The organism is Streptomyces sp. NPDC042336 (assembly GCF_055581985.1).
In genome coordinates, this window is the sequence record NZ_JBVJEA010000028.1 from 22,155 (window position 1) to 39,707 (window position 17,553).

At 72.3% G+C, this 17,553-nt stretch carries 18 protein-coding genes and 3 tRNA genes; 8 read left to right on the forward strand and 13 right to left on the reverse strand.

Going from position 1 to position 17,553, the window contains the following annotated elements; translation table 11 throughout:
* Window positions 1-136 precede the first annotated feature (136 nt).
* From rpmB to ACZ6IM_RS36095, 3 genes are all read left to right on the forward strand, one after another.
* Complete coding sequence (gene rpmB, locus ACZ6IM_RS36085; protein WP_003993230.1) at window positions 137-322, forward strand: 50S ribosomal protein L28; 186 nt, start codon at window positions 137-139, stop codon at window positions 320-322.
* 182 nt (window positions 323-504) lie between these two features.
* Window positions 505-3,537 (forward strand): ATP-binding protein, encoded by a 3,033-nt coding sequence (locus tag ACZ6IM_RS36090; protein WP_469562682.1) that lies wholly within the window; start codon window positions 505-507, stop codon window positions 3,535-3,537.
* Window positions 3,538-3,703: 166 nt separating this feature from the next.
* Window positions 3,704-4,906, forward strand: coding sequence for an FAD-dependent monooxygenase (locus ACZ6IM_RS36095; RefSeq protein ID WP_469562684.1), 1,203 nt, complete (start codon window positions 3,704-3,706; stop codon window positions 4,904-4,906).
* Here ACZ6IM_RS36095 and thiD read toward each other — a convergent pair.
* Entirely contained in the window at window positions 4,887-5,687 is an 801-nt protein-coding gene (gene thiD, locus ACZ6IM_RS36100; RefSeq protein ID WP_469562686.1) for a bifunctional hydroxymethylpyrimidine kinase/phosphomethylpyrimidine kinase, read from the reverse strand. The genes ACZ6IM_RS36095 and thiD overlap by 20 nt on opposite strands.
* Window positions 5,684-6,652 (reverse strand): thiamine-phosphate kinase, encoded by a 969-nt coding sequence (locus ACZ6IM_RS36105; RefSeq protein ID WP_052838407.1) that lies wholly within the window; start codon window positions 6,650-6,652, stop codon window positions 5,684-5,686. Before ACZ6IM_RS36105 ends, thiD begins: the two co-directional genes overlap by 4 nt.
* A gap of 233 nt (window positions 6,653-6,885) precedes the next feature.
* Here ACZ6IM_RS36105 and ACZ6IM_RS36110 point away from each other — a divergent pair, with 233 nt between their 5' ends.
* Window positions 6,886-7,119 (forward strand): Lrp/AsnC family transcriptional regulator, encoded by a 234-nt coding sequence (locus ACZ6IM_RS36110; RefSeq protein ID WP_003973433.1) that lies wholly within the window; start codon window positions 6,886-6,888, stop codon window positions 7,117-7,119.
* Between the two features lie 203 nt (window positions 7,120-7,322).
* Here the strand turns inward: ACZ6IM_RS36110 and ACZ6IM_RS36115 are convergent, their stop codons facing one another.
* The 3 genes from ACZ6IM_RS36115 to ACZ6IM_RS36125 form a co-directional block, all read right to left on the reverse strand.
* Window positions 7,323-8,492, reverse strand: a complete 1,170-nt coding sequence (locus ACZ6IM_RS36115) for a D-alanine--D-alanine ligase family protein (RefSeq protein WP_052838408.1) — start codon at window positions 8,490-8,492, stop codon at window positions 7,323-7,325.
* Between the two features lie 124 nt (window positions 8,493-8,616).
* A complete protein-coding gene (locus ACZ6IM_RS36120) occupies window positions 8,617-9,627 on the reverse strand; it encodes an NAD(P)H-dependent glycerol-3-phosphate dehydrogenase (protein ID WP_052838409.1) in 1,011 nt (336 codons plus the stop codon).
* Complete coding sequence (locus tag ACZ6IM_RS36125) at window positions 9,624-10,430, reverse strand: lysophospholipid acyltransferase family protein (protein ID WP_052838410.1); 807 nt, start codon at window positions 10,428-10,430, stop codon at window positions 9,624-9,626. Before ACZ6IM_RS36125 ends, ACZ6IM_RS36120 begins: the two co-directional genes overlap by 4 nt.
* 143 nt (window positions 10,431-10,573) lie before the next feature.
* Between ACZ6IM_RS36125 and cofC the strand changes: the two genes are divergently transcribed.
* Both cofC and ACZ6IM_RS36135 read left to right on the forward strand, forming a co-directional pair.
* Window positions 10,574-11,212: a 2-phospho-L-lactate guanylyltransferase gene (gene cofC, locus ACZ6IM_RS36130; RefSeq protein WP_052838411.1), complete on the forward strand. Its 639-nt coding sequence runs from the start codon at window positions 10,574-10,576 to the stop codon at window positions 11,210-11,212.
* 9 nt (window positions 11,213-11,221) lie between these two features.
* Complete coding sequence (locus ACZ6IM_RS36135; RefSeq protein ID WP_052838412.1) at window positions 11,222-11,437, forward strand: hypothetical protein; 216 nt, start codon at window positions 11,222-11,224, stop codon at window positions 11,435-11,437.
* Window positions 11,438-11,553: 116 nt separating this feature from the next.
* Here the strand turns inward: ACZ6IM_RS36135 and ACZ6IM_RS36140 are convergent, their stop codons facing one another.
* From ACZ6IM_RS36140 to leuC, 4 genes are all read right to left on the reverse strand, one after another.
* Window positions 11,554-12,210, reverse strand: a complete 657-nt coding sequence (locus ACZ6IM_RS36140) for an HU family DNA-binding protein (protein WP_031086277.1) — start codon at window positions 12,208-12,210, stop codon at window positions 11,554-11,556.
* A gap of 137 nt (window positions 12,211-12,347) precedes the next feature.
* Window positions 12,348-12,578 carry an SCO5555 family protein gene (locus tag ACZ6IM_RS36145; RefSeq protein WP_052838413.1) on the reverse strand — a complete coding sequence of 77 codons (231 nt, stop codon included), beginning with the start codon at window positions 12,576-12,578 and terminating at the stop codon, window positions 12,348-12,350.
* A 286-nt stretch (window positions 12,579-12,864) separates the two neighbouring features.
* Window positions 12,865-13,458 (reverse strand): 3-isopropylmalate dehydratase small subunit, encoded by a 594-nt coding sequence (gene leuD / locus ACZ6IM_RS36150; RefSeq protein ID WP_469562692.1) that lies wholly within the window; start codon window positions 13,456-13,458, stop codon window positions 12,865-12,867.
* A gap of 5 nt (window positions 13,459-13,463) precedes the next feature.
* Entirely contained in the window at window positions 13,464-14,894 is a 1,431-nt protein-coding gene (leuC, locus tag ACZ6IM_RS36155; RefSeq protein WP_052838415.1) for a 3-isopropylmalate dehydratase large subunit, read from the reverse strand.
* 197 nt (window positions 14,895-15,091) lie between these two features.
* Between leuC and ndgR the strand changes: the two genes are divergently transcribed.
* A complete protein-coding gene (gene ndgR / locus ACZ6IM_RS36160) occupies window positions 15,092-15,808 on the forward strand; it encodes an IclR family transcriptional regulator NdgR (RefSeq protein ID WP_011030305.1) in 717 nt (238 codons plus the stop codon).
* A gap of 67 nt (window positions 15,809-15,875) precedes the next feature.
* On the opposite strand, the gene ACZ6IM_RS36165 is transcribed toward ndgR, so the two are convergent.
* Window positions 15,876-16,475: a DUF4188 domain-containing protein gene (locus tag ACZ6IM_RS36165; protein ID WP_052838416.1), complete on the reverse strand. Its 600-nt coding sequence runs from the start codon at window positions 16,473-16,475 to the stop codon at window positions 15,876-15,878.
* Between the two features lie 81 nt (window positions 16,476-16,556).
* On the opposite strand from ACZ6IM_RS36165, the gene ACZ6IM_RS36170 reads away from it, so the two are divergent.
* The gene (locus tag ACZ6IM_RS36170; protein WP_052838417.1) at window positions 16,557-17,201 is read left to right on the forward strand and encodes a MerR family transcriptional regulator; all 645 of its coding nucleotides are present in this window, start codon (window positions 16,557-16,559) and stop codon (window positions 17,199-17,201) included.
* 48 nt (window positions 17,202-17,249) lie between these two features.
* Here ACZ6IM_RS36170 and ACZ6IM_RS36175 read toward each other — a convergent pair.
* From ACZ6IM_RS36175 to ACZ6IM_RS36185, 3 genes are all read right to left on the reverse strand, one after another.
* Window positions 17,250-17,322: transfer RNA gene (locus tag ACZ6IM_RS36175), tRNA-Glu, on the reverse strand.
* Between the two features lie 44 nt (window positions 17,323-17,366).
* Window positions 17,367-17,438 (reverse strand) — tRNA-Gln (locus ACZ6IM_RS36180).
* A 20-nt stretch (window positions 17,439-17,458) separates the two neighbouring features.
* Window positions 17,459-17,531, reverse strand: a tRNA-Glu gene (locus ACZ6IM_RS36185).
* Window positions 17,532-17,553 lie beyond the last annotated feature (22 nt).

The window sequence follows — 17,553 nt, forward strand, 5'->3', positions numbered from 1 at the left end:
GCTCCGGTTGCCCGATCCCGATCGGGCTCTCCCCCTGGCACCGCCACTCAGATCCCGGACCGTTCGCGGCTTCGAGAGCTTGATCCCGGCATGCCGGGATCAACCGTAAGTGCATCTGAAGTCTTTGGAGTGACCCGTGGCTGCCAACTGCGACGTCTGCGGCAAGGGGCCGGGCTTCGGCAACAACATCTCGCACTCGCACCGCCGTACGTCCCGTCGCTGGAACCCGAACATCCAGCGTGTGCGTACCGTGGTGGGCGGGACGCCGAAGCGCGTGAACGCTTGCACCTCGTGCATCAAGGCCGGCAAGGTCTCGCGCTGACGCATCAGCTGAGCGCGCGGCCACTGCCTGGTCCGCTGTAGGGAGCCGGTCCACCTCGTGTGGGCCGGCTTTTTGCCGTGCCGGGATTCCCCGCCGTGCGGTCCCGTTCTCCGTGCTGTCCCCTCGTCCGTGCGGTCCTCCTTCTCCGTGCGGTCCTTCTCCGTCGTGCCAGAATCCCGGGAATGCGCTTCGGGATTCTCGGCCCCCTGGACATCCGCACCGACGACGGCACCCCCGTCGACCCCGGCGGCCCCCGGCCCCGCGCGCTGCTGACCCTCCTGCTCCTCGACGCCGGCCGCACGGTCCCCGCGGCCCGGCTGATCGACGGCCTGTACGGCGGTGAGCCGCCCGCCGGTGCCGCGAACGCCCTCCAGTCGCAGATCTCGCGCCTTCGCGTGCGGCTGGCTCCGCACACGTCCGTCGAGGGCGGCGGCGCCGGCTACCGCGTCGTCACACCGCCCGAATCCGTCGACAGCCATATATTCGAACGTCTGTGCACTGAGGGGCGGACCGCTCTCGCCGCCGGTGACCACGCGCGCGCGGCGGCCGTGTCGCGCGAGGCGCTCGCGCTGTGGCGCGGTCCCGCGCTGCCCGACCTGCCGGAGGCGCCCGCCGAGGCGGCCCGGCTCACGGAGCTGCGGCTGGCCGCCGTACAGGACCGCGTCGAGGCGGATCTGGCACTCGGTGGCGGCGCCGAGCTGGTGCCCGAGCTGCGGGGGCTGCTGTCGGCGTACCCCTTGAGCGAGCGGCTGTACGGGCAGCTGATGCGGGCCCTGCACGCGAGCGGGCGGCCGGCCGAGGCACTGACGGTGTACGAGGAGGCGCGGCGCACGCTGGCCGAGCAGCTCGGCGCCGATCCCTCGCCCGAGCTGTCCGCCCTCCACGGCGAACTGCTGCGGGGCCACCCCGCCGCCGCCCCGCGCCGGCCCCGACTGCCCGCCCAGCTGACCCGCTGTGTCGGCCGGGACACCGAGCTGGACCGGATCACCGCCCTGTTCGCCGACGCGCGTCTGGTCACGCTCACCGGTCCCGGCGGCACCGGCAAGACCCGGCTCGCGATCGAGGCGGCCAGCCGGTGCGGCACTCCGGACTCCCCCGCGGACGTCTGCTTCGTCGAGCTGGCGCCCCTGACCGACGGCGGGCAGATCCCGTACGCCGTGCTCACCGCGCTCGGTGTGCGCGAGGGTTTCCGCGCCGCGGGCGTGGACGCCACCGAGCGGCTGCTGACCGCCCTGGAGGACCGCGAGGCGCTGCTCGTGCTCGACAACTGCGAGCACCTGGTCGACGCGGCCGCCGCGCTGGCGGCGCTGCTGCTGGGCGCCTGCCGGGGCGTACGGATCCTCGCCACCAGCCGGGAGAGCCTCGGGATCACCGGCGAGGCCCTGGTGCCCGTTCCGCCGCTGTCGCCGCGCCCGTCGGCCGAACTGTTCCTGGAACGCGCCCGTGCGGTGCGTCCCGGTTTCGACGGCCACGCGCGCGTGCCGGAGATCTGCGCGGCCCTGGACGGACTGCCCCTGGCCATCGAGCTGGCCGCGGCCCGGCTGCGCACCCTCGGTCCGGACGAGCTGGCCGACCGCCTGGACGACCGCTTCCGGCTGCTCAGCCGGGGTGACCGCTCCAAGGCGCCCCGTCACCGCACACTGCGCGCCGTCGTCGAGTGGAGCTGGGAGCTGCTGGACGAGGAGGAACGGGAGCTGGCCCGGCGGCTGACGGTCTTCACCGGGGGCGCCACGCTGGAGGCCGTGGAGGCGGTGTGCGGGGTGCCGCACCCGGAGGACCTGCTGGCCTCGCTCGTGGAGAAGTCGCTCCTGGAGCACCTCCCCGAGGGCCGCTACCGGATGCTGGAGACCCTGCGCGCGTTCGCGGCCGAGGACCTGACCGGCCGTGACGGGCTGCGCGACGCGCACGCGGCGTACTTCCTGGACCTGGCCGAGCGGGCGGAGCCGCACCTGCGCACCGGCGGCCAGTTGCCCTGGCTGGCCCGGCTCGCCGCCGAGCTGGGCAATCTGGGCGCGGCCCAGCGGCACCTGACGGACACCGCCCCGCACCAGGCGCTGCGGCTCATGGCCGCCCTGACCTGGTTCCACTGGCTGCGGGGTCTGCACGGCGAACAGGTTCCGCGGGCCCGCGCGCTGCTGGCGGCGGTCGGCGAGGAGCCGCCCGAGGGACTGGCCGAGGAGTACGCGCTGTGCGCGATGAACGCGGTCTCCGGGGAGGAGGACGGCGACCCGGCCGAGGCCGGGCGGGTCGCGCGGGTGTCGGCGTTGATGGCGTCCCTGGACCGGCCGCTGCGGCTGCCGTTCGCGGTCGTCCTGCACTCGCTCACCTGCGGGCCCGTGCTCGTGGCGGACGCCCTGCCGAGGATGCAGGTCGGGAAGGGGCCCTGGGGGCTCGCCCTGCTCGACATGGGCATCGGATACCAGGAGTTGTTCCGGGGCCGGGCCGCCGAGGCGGAGGCCGCCTTCGCCCGGTCCCTGGAGGGCTTCCGGGCCACCGGGGACCGCTGGGGCATGGCCAACTGCCTCGACCCGCTGGGCGGCTTCGCCAACCGGCGCGGCGCGTACGACCGGGCCCTCGAACTGCTCGACGAGGGCCTGGCACACGTCCGGGAGCTGGAGTCGCCCGAGGAGACCGCCGATCTGCTGCGCTCGCGCGCGCTCGTGCTGCTGCACCGGGGGGAGGCCGAGGAGGCCGCCAGGCACTTCACGCACTCCGCCGCGCTCGCCCGCACGGTGGGGGCCGATGACAAGGTGGCGAGCGCCCGGCGGGGCCTGGGCGACGTGGCCCGGCTCTGCGGCGACACGGCACGCGCGCGCGTGGAGTACGAGAACGCGCTGCGGTTGTGCGCCGACAACTGGTTCAGCACGGGCGAGTCGGTCCGCATCCTGGTGGGCCTGGGCCGTACGGCCGCCTCGGAGGGCGACGCGGGGACCGCCGCCGACTGGCTGGAGCAAGCCCGGGTGCTCGCCCTCGACTCCCCCGGCGTGCTCGCCCTCGCGGAGGTCGCCGAGTCCCTGGCCCTCGTCGCCCCGGCCCCGGAGCGCGCCGCCGAACTGCTCGGCGCCGCCACGGCTCTGCGCGGCGCCCCGGCCCCGGGCGACCCGGACGCCGTCCGCGCCGAGCGGGAGGTCCGCGCCCGGCTCACCCCCGAGGAGTACGACCGCGCCTTCGAGCGGGGGCGGGGGTTGCGGGCGGCGGCGGTGGGCGAGCGGTAGGCACCGGCCGCCCGGGCCGCCGACGGCCGGCCCGCGCCAGGCGCACACCTCGTGCCGCCGCCCCCTGGACGGACCCGCGCCCCCCCGGTCAGCCCTGTCGGCCCCGTCAGACCGCGGTCAGCGGACGGTGGGCGAACGGTCAGCGTGCACGTCGAGGCTCGTTGCCATGACGAACACACACCGCCTCGGCCACCTCACCGTCCTCGTCTCCGGCGCCGGCGTCGCCGGGCCCGCCCTCGCGCTCTGCCTCGCCCGCTACGGCGCCCGGGTCACCGTCGTCGAGAAGGCACCCGCGCTGCGCGAGGACGGCTTCGCCGTCGACTTCCGGGGCCAGGTGCACCGGAGGGTCCTCACCGCCATGGGCGTCTGGGACGAGATCCACGCCCGCCAGACCCACATGGGCCGCCAGAGCGTCGTCGACGCCGACGGCACGCCGCGCGTGGACCTGCCGGCGGAGATGATGAGCGGGGACGTCGAGATCTTCCGCGGCGAACTGGCGAAGATCCTGCACGAGCGCACCGAGGACACCGTCGAGTACGTCTTCGGCGACTCGGTCGACACGCTCACCGACACCGGGGAAGCGGTGGACGTCACCTTCGAGCACGGCGCGCCCCGCCGCTTCGACCTCGTCGTCGGCGCCGACGGCCTGCACTCGCGCACCCGCCGCCTGGTCTTCGGCGACGAGTCCCGGTACCTGCGCTTCCAGGACCACTACGTGGCCGGCTTCGGCATCCCCAACCACCTGGGGCTCGACCGCACCGGCCGCCTGTACAGCGAGCCCGGCCGCGCGGTCTGCGTCGGCAACTACGACGGCGACCCGGAGCGCGCGGGCGCCCTGCTGGTCTTCCGCTCGGAGCAGTTGACGTACGACCGCGGAGACCTGGCCGCGCAGAAGCGGCTCCTGCGGGAGCGGTTCGCGGGGATGGGCTGGGAGGCCCCGGCCGTGCTGAAGGCGCTGGAGGAGGCCGACGACCTGTACTTCGACGCGATCGCGCAGATCCACGTCGACCGGCTCACCAAGGGGCGCGTCGCCCTGCTCGGCGACGCCGGGTACGGCGCCACCATGGGCGGCATGGGCACCGGCGTCGCGATCGTCGGCGCCCACGTCCTCGCCGGGGAACTCGCCCTGGCCGGCGGCGACCACCGCACCGCGTTCGCCGAGTACGAGACGCGGATCCGGGACTTCGCCAAGGGCTGCCAGAAGATCTCCGGCAACGCGGGCCCGTTCTTCGCCCCGCCCACCGAGCGCCGTATCCGCAGCCGCGACCGCATGTACCGGCTGCTCAGCCACCGTCTGATGGCGGGCTTCTTCAAGCGGCTGACGGAGAAGGCGGCCACCGGCATCGAGCTCAGGGAGTATCCCGCCTGAGCGCCCAGCCGTGGTCCACCGGTCCGATGCCGCCGCCGAGCGGGAACCCGGCCGCGATCGCCCCGGTGACGTACTCCTTGGCCGCTCTCATCGCCTGAGGCACCGACTGCCCCTTCGCCAGCCCGCAGGCCACCGCCGAGGCGAGGGTGCAGCCCGTGCCGTGCGTGTGCCGGTTGTCGAGGCGGGGGGCGCGCAGCCAGTGCTCCTCGGAGCCGTCGGTGAGCAGGTCGACGGCGTCTCCGGCCAGATGGCCGCCCTTGATCAGCACCCAACGCGGCCCGTACTCCAGCACGGCGTCCGCGGCCCGGCGCAGGTCGGTGTCGGACTCCACGCGTACGCCGGTGAGTTGGGCGACCTCGTCGAGGTTGGGCGTGGCGACGGTGGCGACCGGGAGGAGCCTGGTGCGGACCGACTCCAGGGCCGAGGCGGCCAGCAGCGCGTCCCCGTGCTTGGAGACGCCGACCGGGTCGACGACGGCCGGGGCGTCGGTGCCGGCGAGCAACTCGGCGACGGTCTCGACGAGTTCGGCGGAGGAGAGCATCCCGGTCTTGACCGCCCGCACGCCGATGTCGTCCACGACGCTGCGGTACTGGGCGCGCACCGCGTCCACGGGCAGTTCCCAGGCGCCCTGCACACCGCGGGAGTTCTGCGCGGTGACCGCGGTGAGGACGCTCATGCCGTGGGCACCGAGGGCGAGCATCGTCTTGAGGTCGGCCTGGATGCCGGCGCCGCCGCCGGAGTCGGAGCCCGCCACGGTGAGGACCAGGGGCGGTGCGGTCACGACTCCACGTCCCCGCCGAAGTGGTCCCAGCCGCCCTTGCTGGTCCAGGGCGCCCCGTCCACGGTCACCTGCGGCAGCGCGGACGGGTTGAGGACCTCGCCGATGACCTTCCAGCGGGCGGGCAGCTTCACGTCCGGCGGGAAGGTCGCCACGATCGCGTGGTCCTCTCCCCCGGTGAGCACCCACTGCATGGGGTCGACGCCGACGGCCTGCCCGATGTCGTTCATCTGGGACGGGATGTCGATCTGCCCGGAGCGCACGTCGATCCGGACCTTGCTGGCCTCGGCGATGTGCCCCAGGTCGGCGATCAGTCCGTCGCTCACGTCGCACATGGCGGTGGCGCCCAGGCCCGCGGCGGCCGGACCCGCGTGGTACGGCGGCTCGGGGCGGCGGTGCGCCTCGACGAAGGCGCGCGGCGAGCGGAAGCCGCGGGAGAGGACGGCGAACCCGGCGGCGGACCAGCCCAGCCAGCCGGTCACCGCGACGAGGTCGCCGGGCTGGGCGCCGCCCCGGGTGACCGGTTCCTGGTTGCGCAGGTCGCCGAGGGCGGTGATGGAGACGGTGATGGTGTCGCCGCGCACCACGTCGCCGCCGACCACGGAGGCGCCCGCGACCTGGCACTCGTCGCGCAGCCCGTCCATCAGCTCGGTCGGCCAGGTCACCGGCAGTTCGGCGGGCACGACCAGGCCGAGCAGCAGCGCGGTCGGCACGGCGCCCATGGCGGCGATGTCGGCCAGGTTCTGTGCCGCCGCCTTGCGGCCCACGTCGTACGCGGTGGACCAGTCCCGGCGGAAGTGCCGCCCCTCGACGAGGATGTCGGTGCTGGCCACCACCCTGCGGTCCGGCGCGGCCACCACCGCGGCGTCGTCGCCGGGTCCGACCCGGACCGCGGGGGTGGTGGTGAGACGGGAGGTGAGCTCCCTGATGAGCCCGAACTCCCCCAGCTCACCAACAGTGCCCTTCATCGCCTTGGCTCCCCTTCCGTCCCTGTCCGTGTCCGTGCCCGGTCGCGCGTCATCTCTGTCCTCGTTACGGTCGAAAGGACCGTCGCCACGGTCGGCGTGATCGTCAACTCGTGTTCCTCGGGCACCCCGACGCGCGAGGTCCGCGGCCCGCGGGTCTCCCCGTGGAGAGCGGCTACGCGATACCGTGGCGTTCCTTTTCCCCACATGATCCTCGTGGCCGCTCTGGAGGTTCCGTGGTACAGGCGTACATCCTGATCCAGACGGAGGTCGGCAAGGCGTCGACCGTCGCCGAGACGATCAGCAAGCTCCCTGGGGTGATCCAGGCCGAGGACGTGACAGGACCTTACGACGTCATCGTCCGCGCCCAGTCCGACACCGTCGACGAACTGGGTCGCATGGTGGTCGCCAAGGTCCAGCAAGTGGACGGCATCACCCGCACCCTGACCTGTCCGGTCGTCCATCTCTAGCCTCTCCGCGCCCATTCGCCGTCTGCTTGCCGCCCGCTCGCGCTCGCCCTGTCGACCGCCGCGGCGGGCTGCTCCTCAGCAGACGACAGCGAGTCGGCGGCGGTTCCCGGCCCGGACAGGAAAACCCGCTGATCATACTGCGAGAAGGCGACCCCCGAGGGGATCGCCTTCTCGGTGTACCGGGCCGGACGGGACGGGCGGCGTCAGCGCAGTCCCGTGGGCCGCCGCAGCGCCGCCTGGACCAGCCGGTCCACCAGTTCCGGGTAGCCCACGCCGCTCGCCTGCCACATCTGCGGGTACATGGAGATCGGCGTGAAGCCGGGCATGGTGTTGATCTCGTTGATCACGAACTCGTCGTCCTCGGTGAGGAAGAAGTCCGCGCGCACCAGCCCTTCGCAGGAGGCCGCGTCGAACGCCGCCACGGCGAGGCGCTGCACCTCGGCGGTCTCCTCGGCCGTCAGCGGGGCCGGCACGATGCCGGGGGTCGAGTCGATGTACTTCGCCTCGAAGTCGTAGTACGCGTGCTGGGAGGGCGGCGGGATCTCGGCGGGGACGGAGGCCCGGGGGCCGTCCTCGAACTCCAGCACCCCGCACTCGATCTCCCGGCCCCGCAGCGCCGCCTCGACCAGGATCTTCGGGTCGTGCCGCCGGGCCTCCTCGATCGCCTCGTCGAGGTCCGCGAGGTCGTCGACCTTGGTGATGCCGATGGAGGATCCCGCGCGCGCGGGCTTCACGAACAGCGGCCAGCCGTGCTCGCCGGCGAAGTCGACGATCTTCTTGCGGGCGCCGGAACGGTCCTGCTCCCACTCGCGGGGCCGGACCACCACGTACGGGCCGACCTTCAGCCCGTAGGAGGTGAAGACCGCCTTCATGTACTCCTTGTCCTGGCCGACGGCGGAGGCGAGCACGCCCGCGCCGACGTAGGGCACACCGGACAGCTCCAGCAGGCCCTGGAGGGTGCCGTCCTCGCCGTAGGGGCCGTGCAGCACGGGGAAGACGACGTCGACCTCGCCCAGCGCCTTGGGCACCGAGCCCGGTTCGCTGTAGACGACCTCGCGGTTGGCGGGGTCGACGGGCAGCAGGACGCCGCCCTCGGTCGACTCGGCCAGCTCCTCGACGTCGGGCGTACGGCGTTCGGTGATCGCCATGCGTTCCGGTTCGTCGGCGGTGAGGGCCCAGCGGCCGTCCCTGGTGATGCCGATCGGCAGGACGTCGTAGCGCGTCCGGTCGATGGCCGCGAGGACGGCGCCGGCGGTGACCACGGAGATCCCGTGTTCGGAGCTGCGCCCGCCGAACACGACGGCCACACGCGGCTTGCGGGGCGGCCGCTCCGGGCTCTGCTCAGGGCTCTGGGGGAGGTTCTCGGTGCTCATATCGCGTTGAGAGTACCCGCCCGCGGTGCCTCGAGACAGCGTCGGCGGGGCCGCGTGGCGCGGGTGGCGCGGGTGGCGGACGGGGATCGGGGCCGGTTCCGCTACGGGGCCGGCCGGGCGTCGCTCAGCGTCGTTCGGGCTTCGCGCTGCGCGACATCAGTTCCTTCACGGCGACCACCGGGGACTTGCCCTCGTGCACGATGGCGACGACCGTCTCGGTGATCGGCATGTCGACGCCGTGTCTGCGGGCCAGGTCCAGCACCGACTCGCAGGACTTGACGCCCTCGGCGGTCTGCTTGGTGACCGCGATGGTCTCCTCCAGGGTCATGCCCTTGCCGAGGTTGGTGCCGAAGGTGTGGTTGCGGGACAGCGGCGAGGAGCAGGTCGCCACCAGGTCGCCGAGTCCGGCCAGGCCGGAGAAGGTCAGCGGGTCGGCGCCGAGGGCGACTCCGAGGCGGGTGGTCTCGGCGAGGCCGCGGGTGATGAGGGAGCCCTTGGCGTTGTCGCCCAGGCCCATGCCGTCCGCGATGCCGACGGCGAGCCCGATCACGTTCTTCACGGCGCCGCCCAGTTCGCAGCCGACGACGTCGGTGTTGGTGTAGGGGCGGAAGTACGGCGTGTGGCAGGCGGCCTGGAGGCGCTGGGCGACGGACTCGTCGGGGCAGGCGACGACGGCGGCGGCGGGCATGCGGGCGGCGATCTCCCGGGCCAGATTGGGTCCGGTGACCACGGCGATGCGCTCGGGGCCGACCTTGGCGACGTCCCCGATCACCTCGCTCATCCGCATCGCGGAGCCGAGTTCGACGCCCTTCATCAGCGACACCAGGACGGTGCCGGGCGCCAGCAGCGGCGTCCAGTCCGCGAGGCCCGCGCGCAGCGTCTGGGAGGGGACGGCGAGGACGGTGAAGTCGGCGTCCCGGGCGGCCTCGGCGGCGTCGGTGGTGGCCCGCAGGTTCTCGGGCAGCTCGACGCCGGGCAGGTAGTCCGGGTTGGTGCGGGTGGAGTTGACGGCGTCGGCGAGTGCGGCGCGGCGCCCCCACAGGGTGACCTCGCAGCCCGCGTCGGCGAGGACCGTGCCGAAGGCGGTGCCCCAGGATCCGGTGCCGAAGACGGCCGCCCTGACCGGCTTGCTCACGTGCTCTGCCCTTCTGCTTCTGCCTGCGGTCCCTGCGTCCGTGTCCGCGCCGACTGCGCCCGTGCCGACTGCGCCTGCGTGCGGCGCCGCTGCTCGATGCGCTCGCGGCGCGGGTCGTAGGGGGTTTCGGGCGCCTTCTCGCCGCGGATCTCCTCCAGCTGGCGGGTGACGGCGGCCATGATGACCTCGGTGGCCTCCTTCAGCACCTCCGTGGTCATCTCCTTGTCGTAGAACCGCGACAGGTCGACCGGCGGACCGGCCAGCACCTGGTGGGTCTTGCGCGGCAGGAGGTTCGGCTTCTTGGCGTACGGCGGCAGCAGTTCGTTGCAGCCCCACTGGGCGACCGGGATCACCGGGCACTTGGTCTGCAGGGCGACGCGCGCGGCACCGGTCTTGGCGGTCATGGGCCAGCCGTCCGGGTCGCGGGTGAGGGTGCCCTCGGGGTAGAACGCAACGCACTCGCCGCGCTCCACGGCGTCGATCGCGGCCCGGAAGGCGCTCAGCGCGTCGGTGCTCTCGCGGTAGACGGGGATCTGGCCGGTCCCCCGCATCGCGGCGCCGACGAAGCCCTTCTTGAAAAGGCCGCTCTTGGCCAGGAATCGCGGGACGCGTCCGGTGTTGTACTGATAGTGCGCGTACGCGAAGGGGTCGACGTGCGAATTGTGGTTCACGGCGGTGATAAATCCGCCCTCGGCCGGAATGTTCTCCATTCCCCGCCAGTCCCGCTTGATCAGAACCACCAGCGGCGGTTTGCAGATCACCGCGGCCAAGCGGTACCAGAAGCCGATTCTGCGGCGGGGCACGCTGACACCTTTCCTCCAGGGCCTGGGGCCGGACAAGTGTCGCCCCGGGCCGCCCGTCTGTCGAGAACACCGTACGCCCCGAAGAGTGAACCGCCAGGTCTCGCAGGTGACAATGACGGCGACGAGAGAAGGACGGAACGCTCGTGCAGTGGATCTTGGTCGTACCCGTGAAGCCCTTGGCCCGGGCCAAGAGCAGGCTGGCGGACACCGCGGACGACGGGGTGCGCCCGGGGCTCGCGCTGGCGTTCGCACAGGACACCGTGGCAGCCGCGCTGGCCTGCCCGGCGGTCGCGGATGTGGCAGTCGTCACGGACGACGCGCGGGCCGGACGGGAGCTGGCGGCGCTCGGCGCGGGCGTCGTCGCCGACGAGCCGGGCGGCGGCCTCAACGCCGCGCTGGCGCACGGGGCGGCCGTGGTACGGGCGGCCCGGCCGGAGTGCCCGGTGGCCGCGCTCAACGCCGATCTCCCCGCACTGCGGCCGGCCGAATTGGCGCGGGTACTGGCCGCGGCCACGCAATTCCCGCGTGCTTTTCTCCCGGACGCCGCCGGAATCGGCACCACCTTGCTGGCCGCGGCGCCGGGCCGTGAATTGGCCCCCGCTTTCGGTACGGATTCACGCGCCCGCCACCGGGCGTCCGGCGCGGTGGAACTGCGCCCCGGCGCGGTGGATTCCGTACGGCAGGACGTCGACACCGGCGGTGATCTCCGCTCCGCGCTGGCGCTCGGGGTGGGGCCCCATACGGCCGCGGTGGCTGCGCGGCTGCTGATCGCCGGGCAGTAGGCTGCCGGCATGCAGGCGACCGCGTACACGTACGACCCCGCCAGCCGCAGCGGGCAGGTGCTGCTCGACGACGGCACGCCCGTGCCCTTCGACGCGGCGGCGTTCGACGCGGGGGGTCTCAGGCTGCTGCGGCCCGGGCAGCGGGTGCGGATCGAGACCGAGGAGACGGAAACGGGCGCGGGCGCCGGTCGCCGGATCACGCTGGTGACGCTGCAGACGTTCTGATCCGCGGGGCCCTCCCGCGGGGTCCCGGACACGCCGCGGGCCGGACTCCAGGAGGAGTCCGGCCCGGCGCGTGAGTGCCCTGTGCCCGGTGGCCCGCCGCTGCGGGCTGCCGCCTGCTACTTCTTGCGGGCGGTGGCCTTCTTGGCGGTGGTCTTGCGGGCCGTCGACTTCTTGGCCGGGGCCTTCTTGGCGGTCGCCTTCTTCGCGGGGGCCTTCTTGGCGGCGGTCTTCTTCGCCGCCGCCGTGGTGCTCTTGGCCGCGGACTTCTTGGCGGTGGTCTTCTTCGCCGTGGTCTTCGCCGCCCCGGTGGTCTTCTTCGCGGTCGTCTTCTTCGCCGCCGCGGACGTCTTCTTGGCCGCGCCCGTGGTCTTCTTCGCGGCGCCCGTGGCCTTCTTGGCGGCGGCCTTCTTGCCCGCGGCCTTGGAGATGGTGGGCGGCGGGCCGGACAGGCTGCCCTTGGGGGCCTTCTTGACCGCGATGTCGTTCTTCGGAAGCTTCTTCGAGCCGCTCACCAGGTCCTTGAAGCCCTGGCCCGCGCGGAAGCGCGGCACGGAGGTCTTCTTGACCCGAACCCGCTCGCCCGTCTGAGGGTTGCGGGCATAGCGGGCCGGGCGGTCGACCTTCTCGAAGGAACCGAAGCCGGTGACCGAGACCCGGTCGCCCGCGACGACGGCACGGACGAGGGCGTCCAGGACCGCGTCGACAGCGTCGGCGGCCTGCTGCCGACCGCCCAGCTTGTCGGCAATCGCTTCTACGAGCTGCGCCTTGTTCACGTCTTCCCCTTCGGAGACATCGCCAGAACGTATGTGTTCAAGCTTTTTCGCACGTTAGGCAGATATATACCGCAAATCAAACACGAAACGGGCTAATCACCCTTGTGCCGCAACGGACTCGGGCCGTGCCGGCCGGTTCAGCCTTCCTCTTCGGGGAATCGCCCCGCGTCGAGGTCGGCGGTGAACCGATCCAGGCGCCTTGCCGCACCGGCGAGATCGTGTTTGGCCGCGGCCGTAATGACCAGCAGCTTCCGGGTCAGCGCCATCCGTACGCCCTCCGGGACTTGCAGTGCGCGCACTCTTGTGTGCGCTTCCTTGAGCCGGACCGCGACCGCCGTATAGAGCTCGAGTTGGCCGTCGTGTTCCATGCACAGATTGTGCCATCTGGGGCGAGTTGTCGCCTGCGCAGGGGGCAACTGCCGCCTCGAACGGCCTTCCTGGCGCACTCGGGAGCCGGTCCTCGACAACCTGCGTACCCCGGCAACAACGCCTCTAACGTGGGAAGTTGTGCGTCACATCCGGCACGGGCGGGAGCGGACGGATCCAAAAACGGCCGTACCCCCGATCGGGCTGATCGGGGGTACGGCGGGGGTTCCGGGTGGCCGAAACTCGACCTTGCGGAGCCCCGGGGAGGCTCGTGCGGGCTCCGGCTGATCAGACCTGGACGGTCTGCGGCTTGAACGACGGGCGCTTCGCCTCGTACGCGGCGATGTCCGCCTCGTTCTGGAGGGTGATCGAGATGTCGTCCAGCCCGTTCAGCAGCCGCCAGCGGGAGTTCTCGTCCAGCTCGAAGGAGGCGGTGACGCCCTCGGCGCGGACCTCGCGGGCCTCCAGGTCGACGGTGATCTCGGCCTGCGGGTCCTGCTCCACCAGCTCCCACAGCGCGTCCACGGTCTTCTGGTCCAGGACCACCGTGAGCAGGCCGTTCTTCAGCGAGTTGCCGCGGAAGATGTCGGCGAAGCGGGAGGAGATCACGGTCTTGAAGCCGTAGTTCTGCAGCGCCCAGACGGCGTGCTCGCGGGAGGAGCCGGTGCCGAAGTCGGGGCCGGCGACCAGGACGGTGGCGCCCGCGCGCTCGGGCCGGTTGAGCACGAACTCCGGGTTCTTGCGCCAGGCCTCGAAGAGCCCGTCCTCGAACCCGTCCCGGGTCACCTTCTTGAGCCAGTGGGCGGGGATGATCTGGTCGGTGTCGACGTTGCTGCGGCGCAGCGGGACGGCCCGGCCGGTGTGCTTGGTGAACGCTTCCATGACTCTCAGACTCCAGCGGGCGTGGGGACGTCGGCGGCGGACAGGTCGGCCGGGGAGGCCAGGTGGCCCAGGACCGCCGTCGCGGCCGCGACCTGCGGCGACACCAGATGGGTGCGGCCGCCCTTGCCCTGGCGCCCCTCGAAGTTGCGGTTGGAGGTGGACGCGGAGCGCTCACCCGGGGCCAGCTGGTCCGGGTTCATGCCCAGGCACATCGAGCAGCCCGCGTGCCGCCATTCGGCGCCGGCCTCCTTGAAGACCACGTCCAGGCCCTCGGAGACGGCCTGGAGACCGACCCGCGCGGAGCCCGGAACGACCAGCATGCGTACGCCGTCGGCGACTTTGCGGTCCCGGACGATCTCGGCGGCGGCGCGCAGGTCCTCGATGCGGCCGTTGGTGCAGGAGCCTACGAAGACGGTGTCCACCTTGATGGAGCGCAGCGGCTGCCCCGCCTCCAAGCCCATGTACTCCAGGGCCTTTTCGGCGGCGAAGCGCTCCGAGGCGTCCTCGTACGAAGCCGGGTCGGGGACGGCCGCGGAAAGCGGCGCGCCCTGGCCGGGGTTGGTGCCCCAGGTGACGAACGGTGCCAGCTCGGCGGCCTCGATGACCACCTCGGCGTCGAACTCGGCGTCGTCGTCCGTGCGCAGCGTCTTCCAGTACGCGACCGCCGCGTCCCAGTCGGCGCCCTCGGGGGCGTGCGGGCGGCCCTGGAGGTAGGCGAAGGTGGTTTCGTCGGGGGCGATCATGCCCGCGCGGGCGCCGGCCTCGATCGACATGTTGCAGATGGTCATGCGGGCCTCCATCGAGAGCTTCTCGATGGCCTCGCCGCGGTACTCCAGGATGTAGCCCTGGCCGCCGCCCGTACCGATCTTCGCGATGATCGCCAGGATCAGGTCCTTGGCGGTGACGGCGTCGGGCAGTTCGCCGTTGACCGTGATCGCCATGGTCTTCGGGCGGGCCATGGGCAGCGTCTGGGTGGCCAGCACGTGCTCGACCTGCGAGGTGCCGATGCCGAACGCCAGCGCGCCGAAGGCGCCGTGCGTGGAGGTGTGCGAGTCACCGCAGACCACGGTGGTGCCGGGCTGGGTCAGACCCAGCTGCGGGCCGACGACGTGCACGACGCCCTGCTCGACGTCCCCCAGCGGGTGCAGCCGGACGCCGAAGTCCGCGCAGTTCTTGCGGAGCGTCTCCAGCTGGACCCGGGAGACCGGGTCCGCGATGGGCTTGTCGATGTCGAGCGTCGGGGTGTTGTGGTCCTCGGTGGCGATGGTCAGGTCGAGCCGCCGCACCGGGCGACCGCTCTTGCGGAGGCCGTCGAAGGCCTGCGGGCTGGTCACCTCGTGCAGCAGGTGCAGATCGATGAAGAGGAGGTCGGGCTCGCCCTCGGCGCGCCGGACGACGTGGTCGTCCCAGACCTTCTCCGCGAGTGTCCTACCCATCGCTTTCCCTTCGGTCGGCGACGAAGCGCCGACCCAACTAGTGATCTTGGGGAAGCGGCGCCCGCACCCCTGTGTTTCCGGGCAACCGCCACCAGGCCCTCTCGTCACGGGCCGTTGTGACTTCGTGCCATCAAGAGTGGCGGGTTCCACGGAAAATTGAACTTGCGTTTCACAGAGTGAGACGGGAGTATCGTTTCATGGACAACAGTAGCGGCGTCGGCGTTCTGGACAAGGCGGCCCTCGTCCTGAGCGCTCTGGAGTCCGGCCCGGCCACCCTCGCGGGGTTGGTCGGTGCGACCGGACTGGCACGACCCACGGCCCACCGCCTGGCCGTGGCGCTGGAACACCACCGTATGGTGGCGCGCGACATGCAGGGCCGTTTCATCCTCGGCCCGCGCCTTGCCGAGCTGGCCGCGGCGGCCGGCGAGGACCGCCTGCTCGCCACGGCGGGCCCGGTCCTCACCCACCTGCGCGACGTCACCGGCGAGAGCGCCCAGCTCTACCGCCGCCAGGGCGACATGCGCATCTGCGTGGCCGCGGCCGAGCGCCTGTCGGGCCTGAGGGACACGGTCCCGGTCGGCTCCACGCTCACCATGAAGGCCGGCTCCTCGGCGCAGATCCTGATGGCCTGGGAGGAGCCGGAGCGCCTCCACCGCGGCCTCCAGGGCGCCCGCTTCACGGCGACGGCGCTGTCCGGAGTGCGCCGCCGGGGCTGGGCCCAGTCCATCGGCGAGCGGGAGCCCGGCGTCGCGTCCGTCTCCGCACCGGTGCGCGGCCCCTCCAACCGCGTGGTGGCCGCCGTGTCCGTCTCGGGGCCCATCGAGCGCCTCACCCGCCACCCCGGCCGTATGCACGCGCAGGCGATCATCGACGCCGCCGGCCGCCTCTCCGAAGCGCTGCGCCGCAACGGCTGACCATCGCAGGACACCTCTGACCGGTCAGCGGGCCCGCCTCAACGCCGCGGCGGGCCCCGCGCCGTCCTCAGACCCCGTCGGTAGCTTTCCCCGGCGTCCCCTCCGGGGCGACGGCCCGCTCGTCCGCCGGCTTCTCCCCGGTCTCCCCCGCCGCCTCCCGCGCACTCTTCCGCGACCGGTGCGCGAAGCGGTCCTGGGCGCGCCTGCCGCGCCGTTCGAGCGGCACCTGTCCGTGCGCCGCCGCGAGCCCGAAGGGCGGCATGTCCGCGTAGATCGACTCGTACGACCCCTCGGGCACGACGTACGCCTCGTGCCACAGCCCCACGTGGCCGCGCACCTTGCCCTTGCGTTCCTTGCGGTTGATGACCGCCCAGGCCCGGTGGTGGAACATGTCGGGCGAGTGGGCGTAGCGGTAGAGCTTCTCCTTGGACTCCCAGTACTGGACGACGTAGTACGTCCGTGGCGAGGCCGTCAGCAGGACGTGGCCCAGCAGTCCCCGCTCGGGGTCCTTCGCCAGCTCGCGGAGCATGCGCGGCATGGCGAGGAGGACCGGCATCCAGTGGTGCACGGCCCAGAAGTGGTTGATCCGCATGCCGATCAGCAGGACGGTGACCTCGCCCTCGGCGGCTGCGGTGGTGCGGGTCGCGATCGCGGACTTGCCCGGCATGACGCCTCCCCGTGTTGGTGAGCCGCACTGTCCAAGCAGCCCTGATTAGATAGTTGCGCTATCCGAGAAGGGGCGCAAGGGATGCGACTGTCCGACCTGAGCAGGCACAGCGGGGTGTCCACCGCGACGATCAAGTACTACCTGCGGGAAGGACTGTTGCCGCCGGGCCGGCAGATCAACGCGACCACCGCCGAGTACGACGAGGACCATCTGCGCCGGCTGCGGCTGGTGCGGGCGCTGATCCAGGTCGGCAAGGTGCCGGTGGCGACGGCCCGGGAGGTGCTGGGGCACGTCGACGACGATTCCCTGGGCCGTACCGTCCGGCTGGGCGCGGCGCTGTGGGCGCTGCCGCAGGACGCCGAGCCGGACGAGGCCGACCCGGCGGTGGCCGCCGCGCGCGTCGAGGTGGACCGACTGCTGGGACTGCTGGGCTGGGAGACTTCCCGGGAGTTGGCGCCGCTCTCCCCCGTGCACCGCTCGCTGGTGGTGGCGGTGGCGGCGCTGCGCCGGCTCGGCTATCCGTGGGACGCGGAACTGATGGCGCCCTACGGCGAGTTGATGATGCAGGTGGCCCGGCGGGACCTGGACTTCATGGAGACCCACGCCTCGGAGGCGGAGAAGGTCGAGATGGCGGTCGCGGCGGCGGTGCTCTTCCAGCCGGTGCTGCGGGCCCTGCACCGGCTGGCGCAGGAGGAGGAGTCGGCACGGCGGTACGGCATCGAGTGAACGCCCAAGGGGGCTCCCGCCTCAGCGGAAGCCCCCTTGGGACTCGCGTACCCCCGACCGGATTCGAACCGGCGCTACCGCCTTGAGAGGGCGGCGTGCTAGGCCGCTACACAACGGGGGCATGGATCTTGCGGGCGTTCCATACTGCATCGCCGCAGATCCGAGCTGGTCTACCAGGACTCGAACCTAGACTAACTGAACCAGAATCAGTCGTGCTGCCAATTACACCATAGACCAATGTGGTTTAGACCAGTTCGTACCCCCGACCGGATTCGAACCGGCGCTACCGCCTTGAGAGGGCGGCGTGCTAGGCCGCTACACAACGGGGGCCCTAGCGATCCTGCATCGAGCG